We start from the raw sequence: 20,223 nt of genomic DNA on the forward strand, positions 1-20,223 counted from the left end.
TTGTCCAAAAGGATATGGACAAGCTCAGCACATTTGTTAATCCAAATTGTTCACCAATATTTTCCTTCTTAAATTCTAAGAATGTACCTTTTTGGAACTAGGATAAGTATGACGAGTAGAACAATCTGTATGCAGACTGCGAAAAACACACCGACTTTTCCTCACTCGCCAGATGATCACTTTTCGTAGGCGCCAAATCGATAGCGTCAAATAGGGTAAAAAAAACATTTATTTTTTTGCATTTCGTTTCAGATAACAAGCCCTTAAAGAAATTGAGATCAATGCAGCAGTTAACCCCGAAACCAGAAAAGACGAAAACCGGAAAATCACTTCACCAAACGCTTTACTGTCGCCAAAACACTGCACGGAGTTTCCTCCATGCATCCGTACCCATAGCCCCCTCATAAATACATTTCCGACAAGCCCAATATTCGGGAAGTATAATTCCGAGATAAATTGGCATCAAAATACCATAACTACCTAAACCTTTTATTCGTTAAACACGACAATCGCCAATTTACGGTATTACAATAAGCTAAAAGATCGATAGTTTATATGTGTTGGCAGCCATTTATAATTCGTTAGGGATTCATCAATTTACACAAACGTTTGTGTATTTATTTTATTTGAATCTCTAATCCATTCTCCGTATACTCGTGATAACATTATAATCAATTATTCGAGGCTAACGTTCAAGCACACCTGGATCAACAATAAGACAGCATGAAGAGAACAAGTACCTTGTATTCTCATAGAAACACATGTTAAAACGCTATAAAAAATGAAACAGATTGGTTTAAAAATCAAACGGGAATGGAAGTTTCTTTCCATATTCGTCATCTGCTCTTTACCAAGCTTATTCAGCATGGCACAATCCAACAGGCCGGTTCTCCGTATCGGTATCATGGCCGATATGCAATACGCAGACAAAACAGACCACGGTAGCCGGTTCTACCACAATTCTTTAATGAAAGTCGATACCGCTGTAGACTTCTTTAATCGCAATAAAGTCGATTTTTCATTGGTTCTTGGCGATCTTGTCGACGAAGGTCCAAAAGATCTACCTGTATTGTTAAAACATCTCTACCCTTTAAAAAAACCGATGTATTGTCTACTTGGCAACCATGACTATGTCAGCGTATCTAAACCAGATCTTCTGCACACCACTTTTGGGATGCCAGCTAAATACTACGCATTTACAAAAGGGAAATGGCGATTTGTTTTCTTAAATACGAATGCGCTCAGTGAATATGCCACAACGCCCAATTCAGCAGACCAACGTGAATGGAAAACCTTGGTGGGTAGCCTACAGGCAGACGGAAGGAAAAATACGCAACCCTGGAATGGCGGAGTTGATCATAAACAACTCCTATGGTTGCAAAACGAACTTGCCCGAGCGCGGAAAAATAAGGAGCATGTGATCGTATTGACACATCATCCCTTATTGCCAGAAAATGGTTATGAAACACTCAATAATAGGCCAGTTCTTGATATACTCTACAAATTCCCAGAAGTTAAACTGGTACTTTCCGGTCATAATCATAAAGGCAATTATGTGATGGTAAACAATATTCCTTTTGTAACCATGGAAGGTATGATAGAAACACCTACAAGCAATGCCTATGGTCTTTTGGAGCTTTATCCGGAAGAAATCAAAATCAAAGGCCAGGGTAGACTCAGTTCAAGAGTTTTTAAATTATCATCCAAATAAGGCTCAATCGGGCGATTAAAAAACTCGCCATAAATGAAATTTAAATAAAACACCCCCAACAGCGAAAGCCGTTGAGGGTGTTTTTTATTGAATGGGTTTAGTGAATACACTATTCTAAGGTTGGATTAAATGTTCCGCCCCAATCTTTATTCTGCTTGATATTCGGATTTTTATCAATGACTGATTGTGCTATTGGAAAGAAATAATAGGTATCTGGTACCAGGTTCACTTTGTTTCCTGTACTTGGCACCTGCAAGACACTATATTTAAACTGATTCTCTTTCAACGTGTATGTTTTGGCCAATGCATTTGCATCTTCCAGTTTCATTTCAGTTCCATTAGCATTGATCGCAATAGCTTCAACTCCATGCTTTGTCGTATTGTTTAGTATATTTAACTTACGTAACCGTCGTAAATCCCAAAAACGATGTCCTTCAAAGCAGAACTCAATATTACGCTCTGCTAAAATGGCTTCACGCATTTGCTCTTTCGTAGTCGCTGCAATACCATATTTATTATCCGCACCAGGTTCTATACCCGCTCTTTTTCTGATCTGTGTCACCAAATCTAAGGCTGTCACAAAGTCTCCGGTTTCATTTGCTGTTTCAGCATAATTCAACAGGACTTCGGCATAGCGCATCAACACAAAATCCACATCATACTGGGTTTCCACTTCGGTCTGTTTTAATGATAATTTAGAGTTTTTTAAGATAAAAAACCCACTATATCGATCCAAATTGGAAGAAGGTGTTTTTGCGTTAGGATTTATACCAAAGTCATCTAAAGCCGGAGCAATACCTACAGAAGTGTATTGTCGTTTGCCGGTCTTTCCTGAAACCTCATAAATCTTGGCATTCCACACAATGGATTTATCAAAACGCGGATCGCGGTTTTCCCAATAGGATTGCAAAAATTGATCTTCTGTCTTATAGTATTTGCCCGTTTGATCGGAATAAAGCTTTCCATCTTTCATTGGAAAAGCTTTTACAAATTCCCAGGATGGAACAGAACCCGCTGGCCCTCTACTTTCGGAGCCGGGTCGTACGCCATTATCCCAATTAGCGACTTTATTTGGATAAGTATTAATCACAGCAAAAACAACCTCTGGTCCTTTTTCAACCAGCGCAATATTGGAATAATCTGGAGTCAAACTATAGCCATCCGCTTTAAGTTGCTCATAAGCCAATTTATTCGCAGTGTTGGCCTCCTGCCAATAAGCATTTCCATAAGGATTGGAGGGATTAAACTGGGGTGAAGCTTTATATAACAATACTTTCGCTTTAAAAGCTGCCGCAAAATCACCGTCAACCTTTCCATAATCTGCCGTACCCTTGGCAATCGTTTTTGGCAGTAAGGAAATAGCCTGATCCAAATCTTTGATCATCAGATCAAAACACTCTTTTGTAGAATTGCGGGGTACATTAAGATCATCATTTTTTAAATCTTGAGGTACCGTAATATAAGGGACCCCACCATGAATCCTGACCATATTAAAATACATATAGGCACGGAGAAACAAAGACTGCCCAATCACCGCATTTTTGAAGTCCGCTTTTAGCACAGTACTTTCACCAACTTTCTGTATCGCCGTATTAATTTTTCGGATGGTTGTATAGTCCCAGGATTTGTAAGAACCGTTGTTGACGGTGACCGCATCCAAGGGGAAAGCGATGCCAATTAGTTGTTCCGAATTTCCATCCGCACCAGCGTTCCAGTTGCCAAATAGTGGATATAGATTGGCAAGATAGCCGTTGACTAGATTTGGATCGGCCCATACCTTGGCTTCATCCAGCGAATTGAGATCATCAATGTCCAGCACATTTTTACAGGAAGACATACACAGAGCCAACGCTATTAAAGGATAATATATTTTTTTCATCTTTTTTTCATTTAAAATTTAACATCAAGTCCAAACGTAAAGGTTTTCATGACTGGATAAGAATCATACAGCTTTTGTTCCGGGTCATGGAATTCTTTCATCGGCGAAAAAACAAACAAATTGGTTCCATTGAAAAACAGGTTGACATCTTTTACACGGATCTTCTCGGTCATGCTTTTCGGCAATCGATAAGAAACATTAATGTCACGTAAGCGCAAATAGGCTCCATTTCTTATCCAGAATGACGAAGGGGCTGCACCGGATTCGGCCCATCCAGAGTACCCCGTTGGTCGCGGATATTTGGCGTCGGTATTATCCGGTGTCCAGACATCGGAAGCCCAAATTGGATAATATGGACGGAAGGTATCACCGTGCTGGCGCATTCCACCGCCTTCTTGATTACTGATCATGCGATCATAAGCAAGAACTCCCTGAAATAAAGCCGAGACATAAAAGCCCTTCCAGCTCGCATTGAATCCAACCCCATAATTGATGCGCGGAGAATTATTGTCCGACAATAACTGCAAATCGTTATCATCAATTTTCCCATCCGGGCCACCTGAATAGTTCGCCCCCTGAATATCTTTATATAAGATCATCCCAGGAAAAGGATCCCTTCCGTAGGTCTTAAATCCTTTTGCTTTCAACGCATCAGCTTCAGCCTGTGTCCTAACCAAACCAAGGGATTCTAAGCCGATAATTCTATTCTCAGGTCGTCCAATTCTGGAGCGAAAGTTCTGCGGCTGGCCCGATGCATAAGATGGTTCTTCGTCAATGATGTCCCAACGGTCTTTGGCATACCCCAGATTTGCATTGAGACCATAAGCCACTTCACCAACCTTGTCATTCCAGTTAAAAGAAATCTCGCCGCCTTTATAACTTCTCGCCGCATAATTTTCGGGAGCAAGTGCGCGACCGTAATTGTCAGGGACCTTCAGCGATCTTGGTCCTAGGATGTTCGTTTCCTTGCGTGAAAACAGATCAAGGCTACCGGTCAGTTTATTATTAACAAATCCAAAATCCAAACCCAAGTTGACACTCTTAGAAGTTGTCCAGGTTAGATTTTGTGTTGGGGTTGCACCATACGCAATACCATTGTAATAGCGGTCACCAAACATATAGCCGCCCGAGGTGGTATACTTTTCTAAATAACCAAATTGCCCGATTCGATTGGCATTAACATCCAAATCATTACCCGTTGTACCATAAGAAGCTCGGAACTTCAAATCCGATATGGTATTTTTTATATCCGTAAAGAAGTTTTCGTCCGATACACGCCAGGCTGCCGATACTGAAGGAAAAAATCCCCACCGCTTATCCGTCGGAAATAATGGTGAACCATCGTAACGAAAAGAAAACTCCGCAATATATTTATCCGCATAATTGTAGTTGGCACGCCCTATAATACCACGTCTCGAATCGATCGTTTCATTGGCAGTTGTCGACCTAAAATTGCGATCTGTAGGATAAATAAACATTTGATCCAGGGCTGTAATTGGATTTTCTGCCCTTGAAGTGACATAAGTCCCTCCTTTTTTGGACTGTTCATAAACCAATGTCCCATCGACGGAATGTTTACCAAACTTGCGGTTATAGTTTAAAAACCAGTTTAGTTGATATTCCCACAATCGTTGTGGGCTGTAATCCATGAAAGGCTGGCTCTGACTAAAAGTAAAAATATTAATATTAGCTTCTGATGGTGGAGCTGGTATAAAGCGGTTGTCATTCGGGTTTAAAGAGGTAAAGGTATAGTTCTTTTGAAAACTCATATAACGCTTGCGCATATAGTCTTGAGCAATGTAACTTCCTACAACTTTTGTCGAAAGGCCCTGTACCAATTTATCCAGCTTCAAGTTTAGGGTCATAATAGGATTGACCTGCCGCACTTTACGGTCTATATAGCGATCCCCAATGACCTGATCGATCACATTCCACGCTTGCCAGCTTCCCATAGGCGTCTGTACAGGATAAGCCGTTGGTGTATTGCTCGGAGTTCCGTCTGCATTCAGATAAAATGGATACATCTTTGGCCAGTTGAATGTAACACGGTAGAAATCGGATACATCAAAATCATCATCGTTCGAAGATGTGCTGAATGGCCAAAAAAAGCGCTTCGAATTCGTCTGGTTGGCTGAAATATTAAAATCCATGCTGAAATCTTCGGTAATCTGCGCGGAGATATTGCTCCTTAAATTAAATTTCTCATGATCCAAAGATTTATAAGATCCATTTTCTTTACGGTAGCTCAGCAAGCTATAATAAGTAATTTTGTCGCCACCCCCATTAACCGATATCGATTGTCGATGTGTAAACGGATTGCGCCAGATAACGTCATTGGCATTGTAATTTTTGTCCTTGAAATAATCAAACTCTTTTTGTCCATTTGGGATGGAAAGACCGCGAAATTCGGCTACCCGATTTTGATAAGTGAGTTCATCTTGCGCAGTCGTTAAATTAGCAAGGAGCTCCTGTGTTGGCGTATTGAAAGTATAATTACTTTGTACATTAAAAACAGGTGCTTGCGCCGTTCCTTTTTTTGTCGTTACCACCACTACACCATTACCGGCCCGGGTGCCATACACTGCGGCAGTTGCAGCATCTTTTAAAAAGGTCATTTGGTCAACCTCGTTCGCTTCAAGGACATCGAATGCAGCTTTATCGCGAACCACGCCATCAATTACATAGAGTGGCTCGGCAAAACTCCCCCGTATACGCAAGCTCGACGATGCTCCAGCCATCCCCGAAGTATTGGTGACATTGACCCCCGCTGCTCTACCGGCAAGTGAATTGGAAAGATTTGAACTGGGGATATTTTTTAGCTGTTCTGCATTGACGGTAGCGACGGAACCTGTGATATTCCCTTTCCGCTGCTTACCATAGCCAATGATCACGACCTCTTCAAGCGCCTGATCACTCGAAACCATAACAACACTGATGTTGCCTGCGGAAACGGCTACCTCCTGTTTTGTAAAGCCTTGGTAGTTCACGACCAAAACATCACCACGCTTGGCCCGAATAGCAAAAATACCTTGTTGATTGGAGGATGCTTGAACGGATGTTCCTTTGACGGTGATGGTAGCGCCGGCTAATGCCTGACCTTTCTCATCTTTGACGATCCCTGTAACCTGATCTTGATCGACAATAGCATTGATCGGATCCAGATTCAGTGCGTAAGAATCAGGCTGACTAAACAGCAGGCAGAGCCCCAAAAGGCTAATGGGTCTCGCCTTTCCATGAAGAAAAAAATTTCTCATCATAATTACAAATTGGTTTAAAATAATAAAGAACCCTTAGGCTCAACTTTGGTTTATTTACTTAGCCTGCTTTTCTTTTTGTAAAAAACAGCAAAAGTGGATTAGATTGTCTACTAAATTTAAAAAACAAATTCTTATTTACGAAATTAACGTAATTTTTTAATTCGAAGTTCACATAAACGTTACATGCTGAAATAGGGAATGGAAATGGCTGACACAGCAGTGCCGATCTTCAGGTAGAACACCTAAAAACTGTGGTGAATACAGGGGTTTAAAGTGGATTTATACCCCTGTACGAATACTATCTAGGAAATTTTGTTTTGAGGCAAGCCGAATACGATCAATGTAGAGACCCCGAATGGGGCTTAAAAAAATGAGTCTAAAACTGTAAACTAGCGTTTAAACAAAATTGTCTCCCGTTATATGTTGGAAGCACAACATAGCTCTTTTTCGAATTCTGTAATCGACTGTCTACCAAAGGGAGCAACCAATAGGCGATTTTAGTACTTAAGATACCGACCCCAGCTCCCATAGCGATATCCGAGAACCAATGCTTGTCGTTGTACATCCGCAGATAACCGGTACCTGCTGCAACAGCATATCCTGCAATACCGTACCAAATTGACTCCTGTCTATATTCCTGCCAAAGCAGTTCGGCACCAACGAACGCAGTAGCAGCATGCCCCGAAGGAAAGGAATTATTCGCTGAACTATCAGGCCGCCATACGGGAATGGTGGATTTCATAATTTTCACGGTTGAAGTCATGATAATATTAGAAACCGCTGTCGTAAACAGGCGTTGTTTAAGGTTATGTTTGGCAGGCACCCCTACCGCGTCCAAAACAAATACTCCGGCAGTTCCAGCAAAGCGGGTGAAATCGTCCAACTTAATTTTTCGGCTAGTTCCTCTCGATACGCCGTCTCTAATGTCTTCATCTATCCCCTTTAAAAAAGGATTTCCTTTGGCAACGACACCATAGGTGATCAGTCCTACAGGAACAGCCAGTTCCTTGTAAGGAACTTTCTTAAAAAAATGAGATCCGCGGCTCGAATCCGACGGTTGTTCCGACAGAATTTGGGCAATTGAGGTAGCCGGTACTACAAAAAGTGAAACCAGGATACAATAAAAAACAAAGTATCTTTTGTAAGTGCTCATTTTATCCGTATTTATTTTATCGTGCGCAAAGATAATATTAAAATATCCAGTAAAAAAAGACAACGGGCATTGTCAACTCGGAAACTAAGCATCTTGCATCCACCTTCGTCAGAGGGTCAGCTTCCCTTATAGGTTGAATAGCCGTAGGGCGAAAGCGTAATCGGCACATGAAGATGTGTCTGCTCAAAAAGCGTAAACAAAAGTCCGCTGTTTCATGAATTGATGTGAACAGCGGGCTTTAGATTTAAAATTTATGTATGATCAAAGTCCTATCGTCACGCCATTGGCAATGACCGCATCTTTTTTCACAACAACAATCCCATCACAGATCATATGCGTATCAAAATCGCCATCATTCAAACCCGGTCCACCAATGATACGAACGTCATCTCCAATTCGGCAGTTCTTATCCAAGATTGCGTTTTCGATATAACAACGTTTACCTACACCTACCGGTGGTGGCTTTTGTGTATTTCCCAACTCCAATACTTCTTCCAACTGCTCATAGTAATCAGTTCCCATCATGTAGGTCGATTTAATAACCGTTCCTTCACCAATACGGGAACGTATCCCAATAACAGACCTCTCCAGTTTATCGCCATTTAAAATACATCCATCGGCAATTACCGTATTATTTAACGTTGTACCCGAAATTTTCGAAGGCGGGAGCATCCGCGCACGTGTATACACGGTTTCATTAAACAAATTGAAATCCGGAATATCATCTGTCAATCCAATATTGGCATCAAAAAATGATTTGATGGTCCCGATATCGGTCCAATACCCATCAAATTGATAGCTCAATACCCGAAGTGCTTCGATAGCATCAGGTATAATTTCTTTACCAAAATCCATCCCCGGGTTGGCGATCAAAAGGTTGCGCAATATGTTTTTCGAGAAAACATAAATGCCCATGGATGCCAAATAATGCCTTCCCTGTTTATGCAAAACCGCTGAAACCTCTGAGGTCCAATTTAATACTTCATCCTTATCGGGCTTTTCGACAAAAGCAGTAATCTCATTCGCTTCGTTCGCTTTTAAAATACCAAATCCCGTAGCATCTTTACCATTGACTGGTATCGTAGCGATGGTAACATCGCCTCCATTTTCAACATGGAAATCAATCAGCTTTGAATAATCCATTTGGTACAACTGATCACCAGACAATACAAGAATGTAGTCGTAATCGACATTAAGGAGATGCTTCTGCGTGCGCCTGACCGCATCAGCGGTACCCTCAAACCAACGATCGCCCTCATTGGTCTGCTCTGCAGCCAAGATGTCGACAAAGCCCTTACTGAAAATGCTGAAATTGTAAGAATTTTTGATGTGTGTGTTCAAAGAGGCTGAATTGAACTGCGTCAGTACGAAGATCTTATTATAGCCTGAATTCAAACAGTTCGAAATCGGAATATCGACCAAACGGTATTTTCCAGCTATTGGAACCGCTGGTTTCGAACGCTGTTGCGTCAATGGGAAAAGGCGCGACCCTCGACCTCCTCCCAATACAAGGGAAACTACTTTGTGTATCATACCTCAATCCATTAATTGGTTATAAAACTATTATCTTCAAGAACAGGAACCTGATCAGGTTTACGCTCGAGATCCTTTAAATTCAGGTTTAAGAATCCTTATTAAATTAGCAATTTTTCGGATAAGAAGCAAACAGCAATTTTGATCATTGATTCTTTTTACAATAAAGGTAATCCCCGAAAAACGAACAGAACCATTCTTAATTTTAACCGATTAAAAGACGATGATTACAAGTCCGTGTCTCCCGTAGATTTAATATCCAAATAGACCACTGAATAAAAAAAGGCAGTAGATATAACCAACAAGCAATAGATTAATACCTATTTGCGGATATTTCTTTTGCGTAAATAACCATAGGATCTCAATAAAGGCATAAATAGACAAGGGTGCCGCAAGACTGACTGTCATAAAATAGAGTAAATATCCTGCCCCCAAACCATCATTTTGTTGCTTAAGAATCAAATATGGGACAAGAAGTAGCAGGAAGGCGATACAAACCACAGAAAACCGGATAAAAAAATGTCGTCTCAATTTTCTATCTCCTTTAAGAGGTTTGTACACAAACATAGTTGATCCTGATATATAGACAGTTAACAGCACATAACCGATATAGTGATGCGCGCTCTCCAAACCATTCCAATCTTGGTTAGCATATGCAAGACCAACAATTAGAAATAAAACAATAAATAAGACTACTTTAATATAATTCATCTAAAAACACAGGGTACTTGCCCTACTAGAGTAATTGAACGCTATAAATTTTAATATCGTATGGAACGCAAGTGAATTACAACACTTTGCTCCTTTTCGATAGCTCCCAAAATTGAAATTAGATGATCAACTTCCGAGAGGATAGCTAAACGCAATTTTCATTGGAGAGAAGCACGCTATTGACCTAATATTTATGTAAATTGCTAAAGTATATAGAACAAAATAGCTATGGATTCTTCACTATTGGATGAAAACTATTGGGATGAACGTTATAAGACCCAATCGACAGGCTGGGATATTGGCTACGCATCCCCTGCAATCATCAACTATGCAGCGGGGTCTATTGCTAAAGATGCGGCAATTTTAATTCCCGGTTGTGGAAATGCTTACGAGGCGAAGGCTCTCCTTGCCATGGGGTTCAGTCAAATTACCTTACTTGATATCGCCCCAACACTCGTTGCAAAGGTAAAAAGGGAATTCGAAAATAACCCTAACATCCAAATTCTATGTCAAGATTTCTTCCAGCACCAGGGCCAGTACGACTATATAATTGAGCAAACCTTTTTTTGTGCACTGGATCCTTCATTACGCCCCAGCTATGTACAACAAATGCATACTTTGCTCAAGCCTCAGGGTATACTGATGGGTTTATTGTTCAAACGGGAATTTGCGCAGCAAGGCCCACCTTTCGGTGGAGATCAAACAGAATACCAACAATTATTCAAATCTAAATTTGACATTTTACACCTGGCAGATTCCACCAATAGTATTCCCCAAAGACAGGGAAATGAACTGTTTTTTGAGCTGCGCAAAAAATTGTCTACTTGTCCGGCATGACCCGATAAGTGGGATCTTCGACGATATTGACCTTCACAATGTCTGCTGCATCTTTTAGCAGTGAGCGACAATCCTCACTGAGATGCCACAATTCGATCTTTTTCCCTTGTGCGGCATAGCGTTCGGTAATTTTGTTAAGCGCATCCACAGCGGACATATCCACCACACGACTCTCCTTAAAATCTAAAATCACACGGTCAGGATCTTCCAAAACATCAAATTTTTCCAAGAAGTTAGCTGTCGAACCAAAGAAAAGGGGTCCATAAATTTCATAATGCTTGATGCCCTCGGCATCCAAATATTTTCTCGCTCGAATACGCTTCGCATTGTCCCAGGCAAATACAAGTGCGGATACCACGACACCAATCAGCACCGCAAGTGCCAAATTATGTAAAACCACTGTAATCGCTGCGACAAGAATACCAACAAAAATATCAGATTTCGGAAATTTATTGACAATACGCAAGCTCACCCATTGGAAGGTACCTATTGCCACCATCATCATCACACCGACCAGCGCGGCCATTGGTATCTGCTCAATGAAAGGAGCACCTACCAAAATAATCACTAAGATGGTCATGGCTCCAATAAAAGAAGAGAGCCTCGTGCGTGCACCAGCATTTAAATTGACCAATGTTTGAGCAACCATAGCACATCCACCCATTCCTCCAAAAAATCCATTGATTGCATTGGCTACCCCCTGCGCCATGGATTCGCGGTTTGCATTTCCTTTGCTCGCGGTTATTTCGTCCACCATATTTAGTGTCAAAAGCGATTCCACCAACCCTACTCCGGCCATCACCAACGAATACGGAAAAATCAGTTGCAATGTTTCCCAGCTCAGGGGTACATTGGGTAAATGTAAATGGGGTAATGTCCCACTGACAGAGGCTATATCTACTACTTTTTTGGTATCAATTCCTAAAAGAGAAACCAAGCCAAACACAACGAGAATAGCGACTAAAGAGGCCGGGACTGCCTTTGTGATTCGAGGAAATCCAATCACGATCAACATCGTCAGTAGAGTCAGTCCGCCCATGATGTATAAGGTACTTCCCGACATCCACTCCACCCCCGATCCTGTGTTCTCTTTAAATTGGACCACTTGCGCCATAAAAATAATGATGGCCAGTCCGTTTAAAAAACCGTACATCACAGGCTGCGGAATTAAGCGTACAAATTTCCCCCATTTAAAAAGTCCGACCAAAAATTGTAGAAGCCCCGCCAAGACGACAGCAGCAAAAAGATAATCAATACCGTGACTTGCCGCCAGGGCCATTAAAACAACCACTGTTGCACCAGCACCTCCAGAGACCATCCCTGGCCTGCCTCCCAAAATGGAAGTAGTCAAACCCATTAAAAATGCTGCGTAAAGTCCCGTAAAAGGCGGTAATCCAGCTAAAATAGCAAACGAAAGTGATTCCGGAATCATCGTCATCGCGACCGTTAATCCTGCAAACAACTCATTCTTAAGATTGATCGATTTTATATTGAATATTTCAAAGGTATTGTTCATTTCTAAATTACTTGAACAGGATAATTGCTGCAAAGGTACTAATCGCACAAACACTTTTATCCTATATTTGTTATTCTTTACAAATTTTATCGCAAAACAGTATGTTCATTTCGATCAAACAACGCATTAACCAACGTCACTATAGTCTCTTTATATTAATCTTTTGGGTGCTTGTCCAGCTCGGGAATATAGGGCCAAGTAAGGCAGCACTCCTTCCAGCAAGAGACTCTTTAATGAATTCAGACAGCCTATTTCGAGCGACATCAGTCGAAAAAAATCACTTGTTCCACCGCGAGCAGCCAAAACCATGGAACAATCATCGTATCAATGTAAAACAAACAGACAGTCTATTTGATTACCAAAAAAAGAACTTCTTAAGGGCGGGAATTGAGTGGTTCTCCATCCAGGCTATTCCTGCCTCGGTTAATTACTTCATTCGAAAAGATCCTGTTTCCCATATTTCCTTTAAAAACTTCTTTAGCCATTTAAAACTGTCTGCCTGGACCTGGGACGACAATCTTTTTGCAACGAATCAAATGGCGCACCCTTATCACGGTCAGTTTTATTTCAATTCCTTCCGATCCAACAACTATAGTTTTCTACAATCAACAGCTGCAACCGTAGCTGGTAGCTATATCTGGGAAACTGCAGGTGAAACCGAACCCCCATCCATCAATGATATCATCAACACAAGCTTTGGGGGTACTATTTTAGGTGAAATGACCCATAGACTATCGCATCATATTCTTTCACGACCAAGCCTAACTAAAGGACAACGTAATAAAAAAGAACTACTGGCCATGCTGATCAATCCGATAAACGGACTCAACCGATTGCTCGATGGGCGCTGGGGAGATAAGGTCAAGGGAGCTGTTATCGACAGTTCTTTAGTGCACACCGAAGTTGAATTGGGGCTAAGACGGTTTGATGCCAAAGAACATGACATCTTAAATAAAGGAAAGAATGACGTATATGCACGTATCAAACTGATTTACACCAACAATGATATAGACAAAAAGAAACCCTTTGATGACTTCTTCCTCAATTTGGAACTCGGATCAGATGATAGTTCCATTGTCAATGCGGTCAATGTCTATGCTTCGCTATATGGAAACCGTATTCTCTCCAATTTAACAGGACGCCACCGTGGTATCGTGTCTGCACATTTCGACTTTCTGCGCAATGAAGCTTTTTATTACGGATCCCAGAGCATCAATTACAATGTCTTTTCAAACTTCAATATTGGTAGCCGTACCAAGCTGACAACCATTCTTGGTGGTGGTCCGGTGGTATTGGCCGCTGTACCCGATCCCTACCTCCATTTTGGTGAAAGCCGTACATACGATTACGGACCCGGAGCTGATGTTAGGGCTTCGGCTACATTGAGCACATTAAACCGCTTTAAATTTGGTGTAGATTATCGTGGTGGATATTTTGTCACAATCAGTGGTAACAAATCCCACCATTTTCTTCATACGGCATCCACGAGTGCTTCAATGCGTATCTGGAAGAACTTTGGCGTCAACCTTTACTCTGGTTACTTTAGATTGGAAGGTCGTTATCAAGACCATAACAACGTAAACAAAGACTATCCTTTTGTCCGGATAGCCCTAGCCTACAACTCTGAATATTAGCTATAAAAAAAAGGCTTAACGCATTTGGTTAAGCCTTTCTCATCAATTTGTCCAATACTTCTTTAACGCTTCCTTTAAACGCGGGTCGTACCCGTATATATCCGGATAAGTAACAATTTTACCTTCGTCATCCAACCAGGTGGTATAATACGTGATATAAACTGGCATCTGCCGTTTTAGTGTTACCCAGCGAGACTTTGAAATGGAATCTGTCGTAATTTCTTTCGCAATTTTTTCGGCCTGTTTTTCATTATTGACAAGATAAGAAGCCAAATCCACAGGTTTTTCTACACGCACACAACCATGGCTGACCGCCCGGTTGCTTTGCCCAAACATTTGTTTTGCCGGCGTATCATGTAGATAAATAGAATAGGGATTCTCGAACAGGAACTTTACATTCCCCAATGAATTATCCGAACCGGGATTCTGTTTGAAACGAAAATTCTCCACAGAATCCGAATTCCAATTGACAGTGGTAGGATCCACTTGTTTACCTTTGTAATAAGCCACCATATTGCGCGACGCCAAATAGTTTGGATTATTCCGAACACTTGCCAATAATTCTTTCTTAACAATACTGCTTGGAATATTCCATACCGGATTAACTTGCATGGCATCCAACATCCCCTGCATCACAGGCGTTTCATGGTTCTCACCTTTCCGCGTATATGCCGGATTGTCTGTTTCACCCACACACACATTCATCAGTTGGCTTGTCTTCCCATCTTCCATGATATGTAAACGCTGTTCAGGTATGTTCACAAATACATATTTCTCCGGAAAAGCATCCCCCATCCAGCGCAATTTTTCCAATACCATTAACACCTGGCTTCGTTGTGCACTGTTTAGATTCCCATTTTCCAACAAATCTTGAAATCTAGTATAATATTGATTTTTAGGCTGTATATCGGCCAAGACGTTTCCGATTTTCACGCTGTCCAACAAGTTGATAACTTTGCCATAGCTCATACGTTTTTGAGGAACGAAATACCTTCCATAAAGGCGTTTGGGATTAACCACACCATATTTGATACTGCTGATATAAGCCACGAGTCCATCAGTGCTCAATAAGTCAAGCTTCGCCAATAAAGGATAAACTTCGGCAACATCTTTGCCCTTCAGTTTTCGAAGCGAAAACAACGTTTCCTTAATCGCAGCCGTATGGAAATAACTGGTCCGAATACCATGCTCTTCGCTTCGCTCGAAGTAAGTAATCATAGTATCGATACTACCATCAAAGAGATGTTCAGCAATTAAAGTCATCCCTTCAGTAGAATCGGATAATTCCTTCATCCAGCTCGGATTAACCAATTGGGATTTTTCCTTAGCATACACGTCACGGAAGACTTTTACGTAAGCAGCTGTGTCAAAATCCTTATAGGACTTATTTTCAAACTCCTTCGCCAGCACATCGCCATAAGTTGGAGGGTTATCTTTACAAGAAAAAAATACTACTGAAACAAATGAAATAAAAACTAAAAATCGTAACATATTACAAATCGTGAAAAAGAAATGGCTTCGCAATAATGAAGCCATTTTCTGGGGACAAAGATAAATAATTCTTATGGTCTAAAGAATCTTACCTGTCATTGAATCACTACAGAATCAATCACTGTATTTTTTCAGAAAATCTTCCAGCAATTCCACCATATCGGTATTGCCCAAAAAAGCTGCTGATCGTTGGTGCAAAGTTTTTGGCTCAATAGCTAGTATACGCTGCGATCCATTCGAAGCTTTACCCCCTGCCTGCTCAATGATGAAGGCAATTGGATTGCACTCATACATCAATCTCAGTTTCCCATTAGGGTGTGCAGAAGTCGTAGGATAAAGAAAAATGCCCCCTTTGAGGAGATTGCGGTGTATATCGGCGACCATTGAGCCGATATACCGTGACGCATAGGGGCGTTGCGTTGCACTGTCTTCCATTTGGCAATATTTGATATATTGCTTGACACCGTTTGGAAATTTGGAATAATTTCCCTCGTTAATTGAATAAATTTGGCCTGAAGCCGGAATTTTCATGTCGGGATGGGATAAACAAAACTCGCCGATCGATGGATCCAATGTGAATCCGTTTACGCCCTTTCCGGTTGTATACACCAACATGGTTGAACTACCATAGATCACATAACCTGCAGCGACCTGTTTCGTTCCATGTTGTAAAATATCATTGCTATTACAAGAAACACCCGTATCAGAAATTCGTCGATAAATGGAAAAAATAGTCCCCACAGATACGTTGACATCAATATTGCTTGAGCCATCCAGTGGGTCAATACACACAATATATTTGGCATTTTTGGAAACCCCTGACTGGATGTAAACTGGATTTTCATGCTCCTCTGAGGCAACTACACAGCATTCGCCCCCACTTTGAAGTGCTTTGATAAACTGTTCATCAGCGTAAACATCCAGTTTCTTTTGTCCCTCGCCCTGCACATTAACCTGTCCTGCATCGCCTAAAATATCAACCAATCCCGCTTTATTTACCTCTCTATTTACAATTTTTGCCGCAATTCCAATATCGCGCAAGAGTCTAGAAAGTTCCCCTTTGGCATATGGAAAATCGGCCTGTTTTTCAATGATAAATTGACCTAGTGTAGTTATACCACTCATAATATTGTTTTATTGGATATTTGTTGCACAAAGCTAAAAAAGTTAAACAAACTTTAGCAAACACATGCTACTCATATTTAGCATTTTAGCAGACTAAATACGCAATCGATTGCGCTAAGTTTTGAAAACTCTTCTTTGCTAAAACGATTATTAGCTATTAAAAAGATAATAAAAGGCGGAAAGCAGTGGATAAATTTCAAAGAGCGACGATTAGAAAAAAAACAATAAATGCTAAGTATTTGGTAATTTTGGCTAAATATTCTGATACAATGCAACAACTTATACAGCTCATCGAAAAGGAAAAATTGGGAAGCCAATTGGTAAAACAGCACACGTTGATCATAGACGATAAACAGGTCGTTCACGGCGCCCTATTCATGGTCCAAACCACAAAAAAAACATTTAAACTGATGATTCCAGCGCCTTTTCACGAAGCAGTTTTGAAAGAGCAGGTAACCATCAATACATTGATCAAACATCCCCAAGTAATGCTACTGGCTTAATCAAAGGGAAATTCTCCTATCCTAATACCTATCCCCAGAGCAAACAAAACATAGCTCGATTGTGTTTATCATAGCGTAATTTCGCTGTTTTTTTACACCATATTCTGTCTCCCGAAGACTATAAAGCTGGCTCGACCTAGAAAATGGGGGCAAATTGAAAGCATATTATCAACGGGAAATTTTACAAAAAAACCCGGTAAAAGTGTAAAAATCACCTCGATATAACTTTTAACTTTAGGCAACAAAGACAACGCTATGCAACACCGCTATACACTTTCAGGAATGTCCTGTGATGGATGTAAAACAACAATCGAACATGCATTGAACGAGCTACCTGGGGTTCATGCCGAGGTGACTTTAAACCCGCCAAGCATGACAATAACATCCCAGAAACACATTCCGTTACAGCAATTACAGGAAATAATATCCAAATTGGGGCCATATCAAATCGGCGAAGCACATCAGCATACTTCCGAGGTTCCCTCCGATCAATCCATGGAAGTTCCGCCTATTCATAGCGAACAGCAACACAATCATTCCGCTCAGTCAAATGCTACAATACATCAGTCACAAACATTAGCTACGCCCGACAAAGCACATGGTAATCCGTCTGCGGATAAATACTATTGCCCGATGCATTGTGAAGGCGACAAGCTCTATGACTCACCAGGAAACTGCCCCGTATGCGGCATGAACCTGGAAAAAGTCCCCATGTTAAAGACAGACCTTCAATATACTTGCCCAATGCATCCTGAGATTGTACAAGACCATCCCGGAAATTGCCCCATATGTGGTATGGACCTTGTGCCTATAGCCAATGGCAATAATGCGGACGACGATCATACCTATCGTAATCTTCGTATGAAACTATGGGTCTCTATCCTATTTACTGTCCCCATATTTATACTTTCCATGGGTGAAATGCTTGCGGGCAACCCGATCGGTAAAATCATTCCACCCAGCTGGTCGGGATGGATACAACTGGTTTTATCTTTACCGGTTGTTTTTTACACCTGTTGGTCTTTTTTTCAACGTGGCTGGGTATCTTTCAAAACCTGGCGCCTTAATATGTTTAGCCTGATTGCACTTGGTGCTGGTGCTGCGTTTGTCTATAGTTTGGTAGGTCTATTTTTTCCGCAGATCTTTCCTGACGAATTAAAAAATCACCATGGCTACATTGCGCTTTACTTCGAGTCCGTTACCGTCATTCTAACGCTGGTATTGTTAGGCCAGGTGATGGAGGCTAAAGCACATTCCAAAACCAATTCAGCGATCAAAGAACTGATCAAGCTGAGTCCTTCCGAAGCTACGCGCGTGGAAAATGGAATCGATAAAAAAATAGGCATAGATCAAATTCAACTTGGTGATATACTCAAAGTAAAACCCGGTGATAAAATTCCAGTCGACGGACAAATTACGGATGGCAACAGCAGCATCGATGAATCCATGCTGACGGGTGAACCTATTCCGGTAGAAAAGCAGGAAGGCGATCATGTCAGTTCAGGAACCATCAATGGCGACCGCAGTTTCCTCATGAAAGCAGAGCGTATTGGTTCGGACACACTCTTGGCTCAGATTATTCAACTTGTTAATGATGCCAGCAGAAGCAAGGCACCCATTCAACGGTTAACAGATAAAGTATCCGAGGTATTTGTTCCGATTGTCATTATCATTGCAATTTTGACATTTCTTACCTGGTGGCTCTGGGTTCCTTCTGCTTCCTTAGCGTTCGGCTTTGCCAATGCACTTGCCGTACTAATTGTTGCCTGCCCCTGTGCCTTGGGGCTCGCGACACCGATGTCCGTCATGGTTGGTGTCGGAAAAGGGGCCAAACATGGTATCCTGATCAAAGACGCAAGTGCGCTGGAAAAAATGAACCAGGTCGATGTGGTACTAACAGACAAAACCGGTACCATCACCGAAGGAAAACCCACCGTCGATGATATTCAACCAAACTCCTCCAGTAGCAAAGACGAAATATTGTCTTTGGCTGCCGCTTTAAATGCCAATAGCACACATCCTTTAGGTCATGCTATTATTGAAAGAGCAAAAAAAGAAAACAGTAAAACAGAAAATAAAGTTTCCGATTTCGAAAACGTAGCGGGACAAGGAATCAAAGGAAACATAAACGGAAACAGTATAGCACTTGGCAATCAATTGTTGATGCAGTCTATCGGTATAGCAGTTCCACACGATATGAAGCAGATGGCTGAAACCGCTCAATCCAATGGAAAAACGGTGTCTTTCCTCGCAAAAGATCAAACCTTATTGGGCTATTTTAGTATTTCAGATCAAATCAAGGCTTCATCGAAGCAGGCAATTCAATACCTCCAAAAACATCAAGTCGATGTAGTCATGCTGACTGGAGATAATGTCCATACGGCAAAGGCTGTGGCGGATCAAGTCGGCATTAAGCATTTCAAAGCCAATGCCTTGCCCAAAGATAAGTTGCAAGAGATTCATACATTACAGCAACAAGGTCATGTGGTCGCGATGGCCGGTGATGGTATCAATGATGCCCCTGCCCTTGCTCAAGCCGATATCGGCATTGCCATGGGTACGGGTACTGACGTTGCCATACAAAGTGCTTCTTTGACTTTGTTGAAAGGAGATCTTACTGGAATTGCCAAAGCAAAAGTACTGAGTCATAAATTGCTTCGTAACATTAAGGAAAACCTGGGTTTTGCTTTCGTCTATAATATACTCGGAATTCCATTGGCAGCCGGCCTGCTATATCCATCTTTCGGAATTCTCTTGTCACCCATGATAGCAGCTGCCGCAATGAGTTTTAGTTCCGTTTCGGTTATTTTGAATTCTTTGCGCTTAAATCGTGCAAAGATCGATATCGATTAAAAACAGATATTCCCTATATT

General features: G+C 41.3%; 14 protein-coding genes. 5 read left to right on the top strand and 9 right to left on the bottom strand.

Annotated elements, in window-relative coordinates:
• Positions 1-781 precede the first annotated feature (781 nt).
• Entirely contained in the window at positions 782-1,711 is a 930-nt protein-coding gene (locus B3E92_RS17560) for a metallophosphoesterase (RefSeq protein WP_286897726.1), read from the top strand.
• 109 nt (positions 1,712-1,820) lie between these two features.
• Here the strand turns inward: B3E92_RS17560 and B3E92_RS17565 are convergent, their stop codons facing one another.
• The 6 genes from B3E92_RS17565 to B3E92_RS17585 all read right to left on the bottom strand — a co-directional run bounded on the left by B3E92_RS17565 (position 1,821) and on the right by B3E92_RS17585 (position 10,244).
• The gene (locus tag B3E92_RS17565; protein ID WP_286897728.1) at positions 1,821-3,590 is read right to left on the bottom strand and encodes a RagB/SusD family nutrient uptake outer membrane protein; all 1,770 of its coding nucleotides are present in this window, start codon (positions 3,588-3,590) and stop codon (positions 1,821-1,823) included.
• 11 nt (positions 3,591-3,601) lie between these two features.
• Positions 3,602-6,847 (bottom strand): SusC/RagA family TonB-linked outer membrane protein, encoded by a 3,246-nt coding sequence (locus tag B3E92_RS17570; protein ID WP_286897729.1) that lies wholly within the window; start codon positions 6,845-6,847, stop codon positions 3,602-3,604.
• 376 nt (positions 6,848-7,223) lie between these two features.
• Positions 7,224-8,000, bottom strand: coding sequence for a phosphatase PAP2 family protein (locus tag B3E92_RS17575; protein WP_286897731.1), 777 nt, complete (start codon positions 7,998-8,000; stop codon positions 7,224-7,226).
• Between the two features lie 116 nt (positions 8,001-8,116).
• Entirely contained in the window at positions 8,117-8,200 is an 84-nt protein-coding gene (locus tag B3E92_RS24380) for a hydroxyisourate hydrolase (protein WP_083295797.1), read from the bottom strand.
• Positions 8,201-8,261: 61 nt separating this feature from the next.
• Complete coding sequence (locus B3E92_RS17580) at positions 8,262-9,533, bottom strand: glucose-1-phosphate adenylyltransferase (protein WP_046675878.1); 1,272 nt, start codon at positions 9,531-9,533, stop codon at positions 8,262-8,264.
• A gap of 252 nt (positions 9,534-9,785) precedes the next feature.
• Complete coding sequence (locus B3E92_RS17585; RefSeq protein WP_201639382.1) at positions 9,786-10,244, bottom strand: hypothetical protein; 459 nt, start codon at positions 10,242-10,244, stop codon at positions 9,786-9,788.
• Positions 10,245-10,472: 228 nt separating this feature from the next.
• Here B3E92_RS17585 and B3E92_RS17590 point away from each other — a divergent pair, with 228 nt between their 5' ends.
• Positions 10,473-11,081 carry a methyltransferase domain-containing protein gene (locus B3E92_RS17590; protein ID WP_286897732.1) on the top strand — a complete coding sequence of 203 codons (609 nt, stop codon included), beginning with the start codon at positions 10,473-10,475 and terminating at the stop codon, positions 11,079-11,081.
• Here B3E92_RS17590 and B3E92_RS17595 read toward each other — a convergent pair.
• Complete coding sequence (locus tag B3E92_RS17595) at positions 11,065-12,597, bottom strand: SulP family inorganic anion transporter (RefSeq protein WP_286897733.1); 1,533 nt, start codon at positions 12,595-12,597, stop codon at positions 11,065-11,067. The two genes, B3E92_RS17590 and B3E92_RS17595, sit on opposite strands and share 17 nt — an antisense overlap.
• Before the next feature lie 101 nt (positions 12,598-12,698).
• Here B3E92_RS17595 and B3E92_RS17600 point away from each other — a divergent pair, with 101 nt between their 5' ends.
• Positions 12,699-14,231, top strand: a complete 1,533-nt coding sequence (locus B3E92_RS17600) for a DUF3943 domain-containing protein (RefSeq protein ID WP_286897734.1) — start codon at positions 12,699-12,701, stop codon at positions 14,229-14,231.
• A gap of 42 nt (positions 14,232-14,273) precedes the next feature.
• Here B3E92_RS17600 and B3E92_RS17605 read toward each other — a convergent pair whose 3' ends face one another.
• Positions 14,274-15,722, bottom strand: coding sequence for a L,D-transpeptidase family protein (locus tag B3E92_RS17605; RefSeq protein ID WP_286897736.1), 1,449 nt, complete (start codon positions 15,720-15,722; stop codon positions 14,274-14,276).
• 114 nt (positions 15,723-15,836) lie between these two features.
• Positions 15,837-16,847, bottom strand: a complete 1,011-nt coding sequence (gene fbp / locus B3E92_RS17610) for a class 1 fructose-bisphosphatase (RefSeq protein WP_286897737.1) — start codon at positions 16,845-16,847, stop codon at positions 15,837-15,839.
• A gap of 269 nt (positions 16,848-17,116) precedes the next feature.
• Between fbp and B3E92_RS17615 the strand changes: the two genes are divergently transcribed.
• Together B3E92_RS17615 and B3E92_RS17620 are read left to right on the top strand one after the other, a co-directional pair.
• Complete coding sequence (locus tag B3E92_RS17615) at positions 17,117-17,350, top strand: hypothetical protein (RefSeq protein ID WP_286897738.1); 234 nt, start codon at positions 17,117-17,119, stop codon at positions 17,348-17,350.
• Positions 17,351-17,605: 255 nt separating this feature from the next.
• Positions 17,606-20,203, top strand: coding sequence for a heavy metal translocating P-type ATPase (locus B3E92_RS17620; RefSeq protein WP_286897739.1), 2,598 nt, complete (start codon positions 17,606-17,608; stop codon positions 20,201-20,203).
• Positions 20,204-20,223 lie beyond the last annotated feature (20 nt).

Origin of the sequence: Sphingobacterium sp. UBA6317 (assembly GCF_002440385.1) — a bacterium.
Classification (GTDB): Bacteria; Bacteroidota; Bacteroidia; order Sphingobacteriales; family Sphingobacteriaceae; genus Sphingobacterium; species Sphingobacterium multivorum.

Excerpts from the sequence above, each read along its gene's own strand:
- B3E92_RS17560 (WP_286897726.1), top strand. The coding sequence starts at position 782 with ATGAAACAGATTGGTTTAAAAATCAAACGGGAATGGAAGTTTCTTTCC.
- B3E92_RS17565 (WP_286897728.1), bottom strand. The coding sequence starts at position 3,590 with ATGAAAAAAATATATTATCCTTTAATAGCGTTGGCTCTGTGTATGTCT.
- B3E92_RS17570 (WP_286897729.1), bottom strand. The coding sequence starts at position 6,847 with ATGATGAGAAATTTTTTTCTTCATGGAAAGGCGAGACCCATTAGCCTT.
- B3E92_RS17575 (WP_286897731.1), bottom strand. The coding sequence starts at position 8,000 with ATGAGCACTTACAAAAGATACTTTGTTTTTTATTGTATCCTGGTTTCA.
- B3E92_RS17580 (WP_046675878.1), bottom strand. The coding sequence starts at position 9,533 with ATGATACACAAAGTAGTTTCCCTTGTATTGGGAGGAGGTCGAGGGTCG.
- B3E92_RS17585 (WP_201639382.1), bottom strand. The coding sequence starts at position 10,244 with ATGAATTATATTAAAGTAGTCTTATTTATTGTTTTATTTCTAATTGTT.
- B3E92_RS17590 (WP_286897732.1), top strand. The coding sequence starts at position 10,473 with ATGGATTCTTCACTATTGGATGAAAACTATTGGGATGAACGTTATAAG.
- B3E92_RS17595 (WP_286897733.1), bottom strand. The coding sequence starts at position 12,597 with ATGAACAATACCTTTGAAATATTCAATATAAAATCGATCAATCTTAAG.
- B3E92_RS17600 (WP_286897734.1), top strand. The coding sequence starts at position 12,699 with ATGTTCATTTCGATCAAACAACGCATTAACCAACGTCACTATAGTCTC.
- B3E92_RS17605 (WP_286897736.1), bottom strand. The coding sequence starts at position 15,722 with ATGTTACGATTTTTAGTTTTTATTTCATTTGTTTCAGTAGTATTTTTT.
- fbp (WP_286897737.1), bottom strand. The coding sequence starts at position 16,847 with ATGAGTGGTATAACTACACTAGGTCAATTTATCATTGAAAAACAGGCC.
- B3E92_RS17615 (WP_286897738.1), top strand. The coding sequence starts at position 17,117 with ATGCAACAACTTATACAGCTCATCGAAAAGGAAAAATTGGGAAGCCAA.
- B3E92_RS17620 (WP_286897739.1), top strand. The coding sequence starts at position 17,606 with ATGCAACACCGCTATACACTTTCAGGAATGTCCTGTGATGGATGTAAA.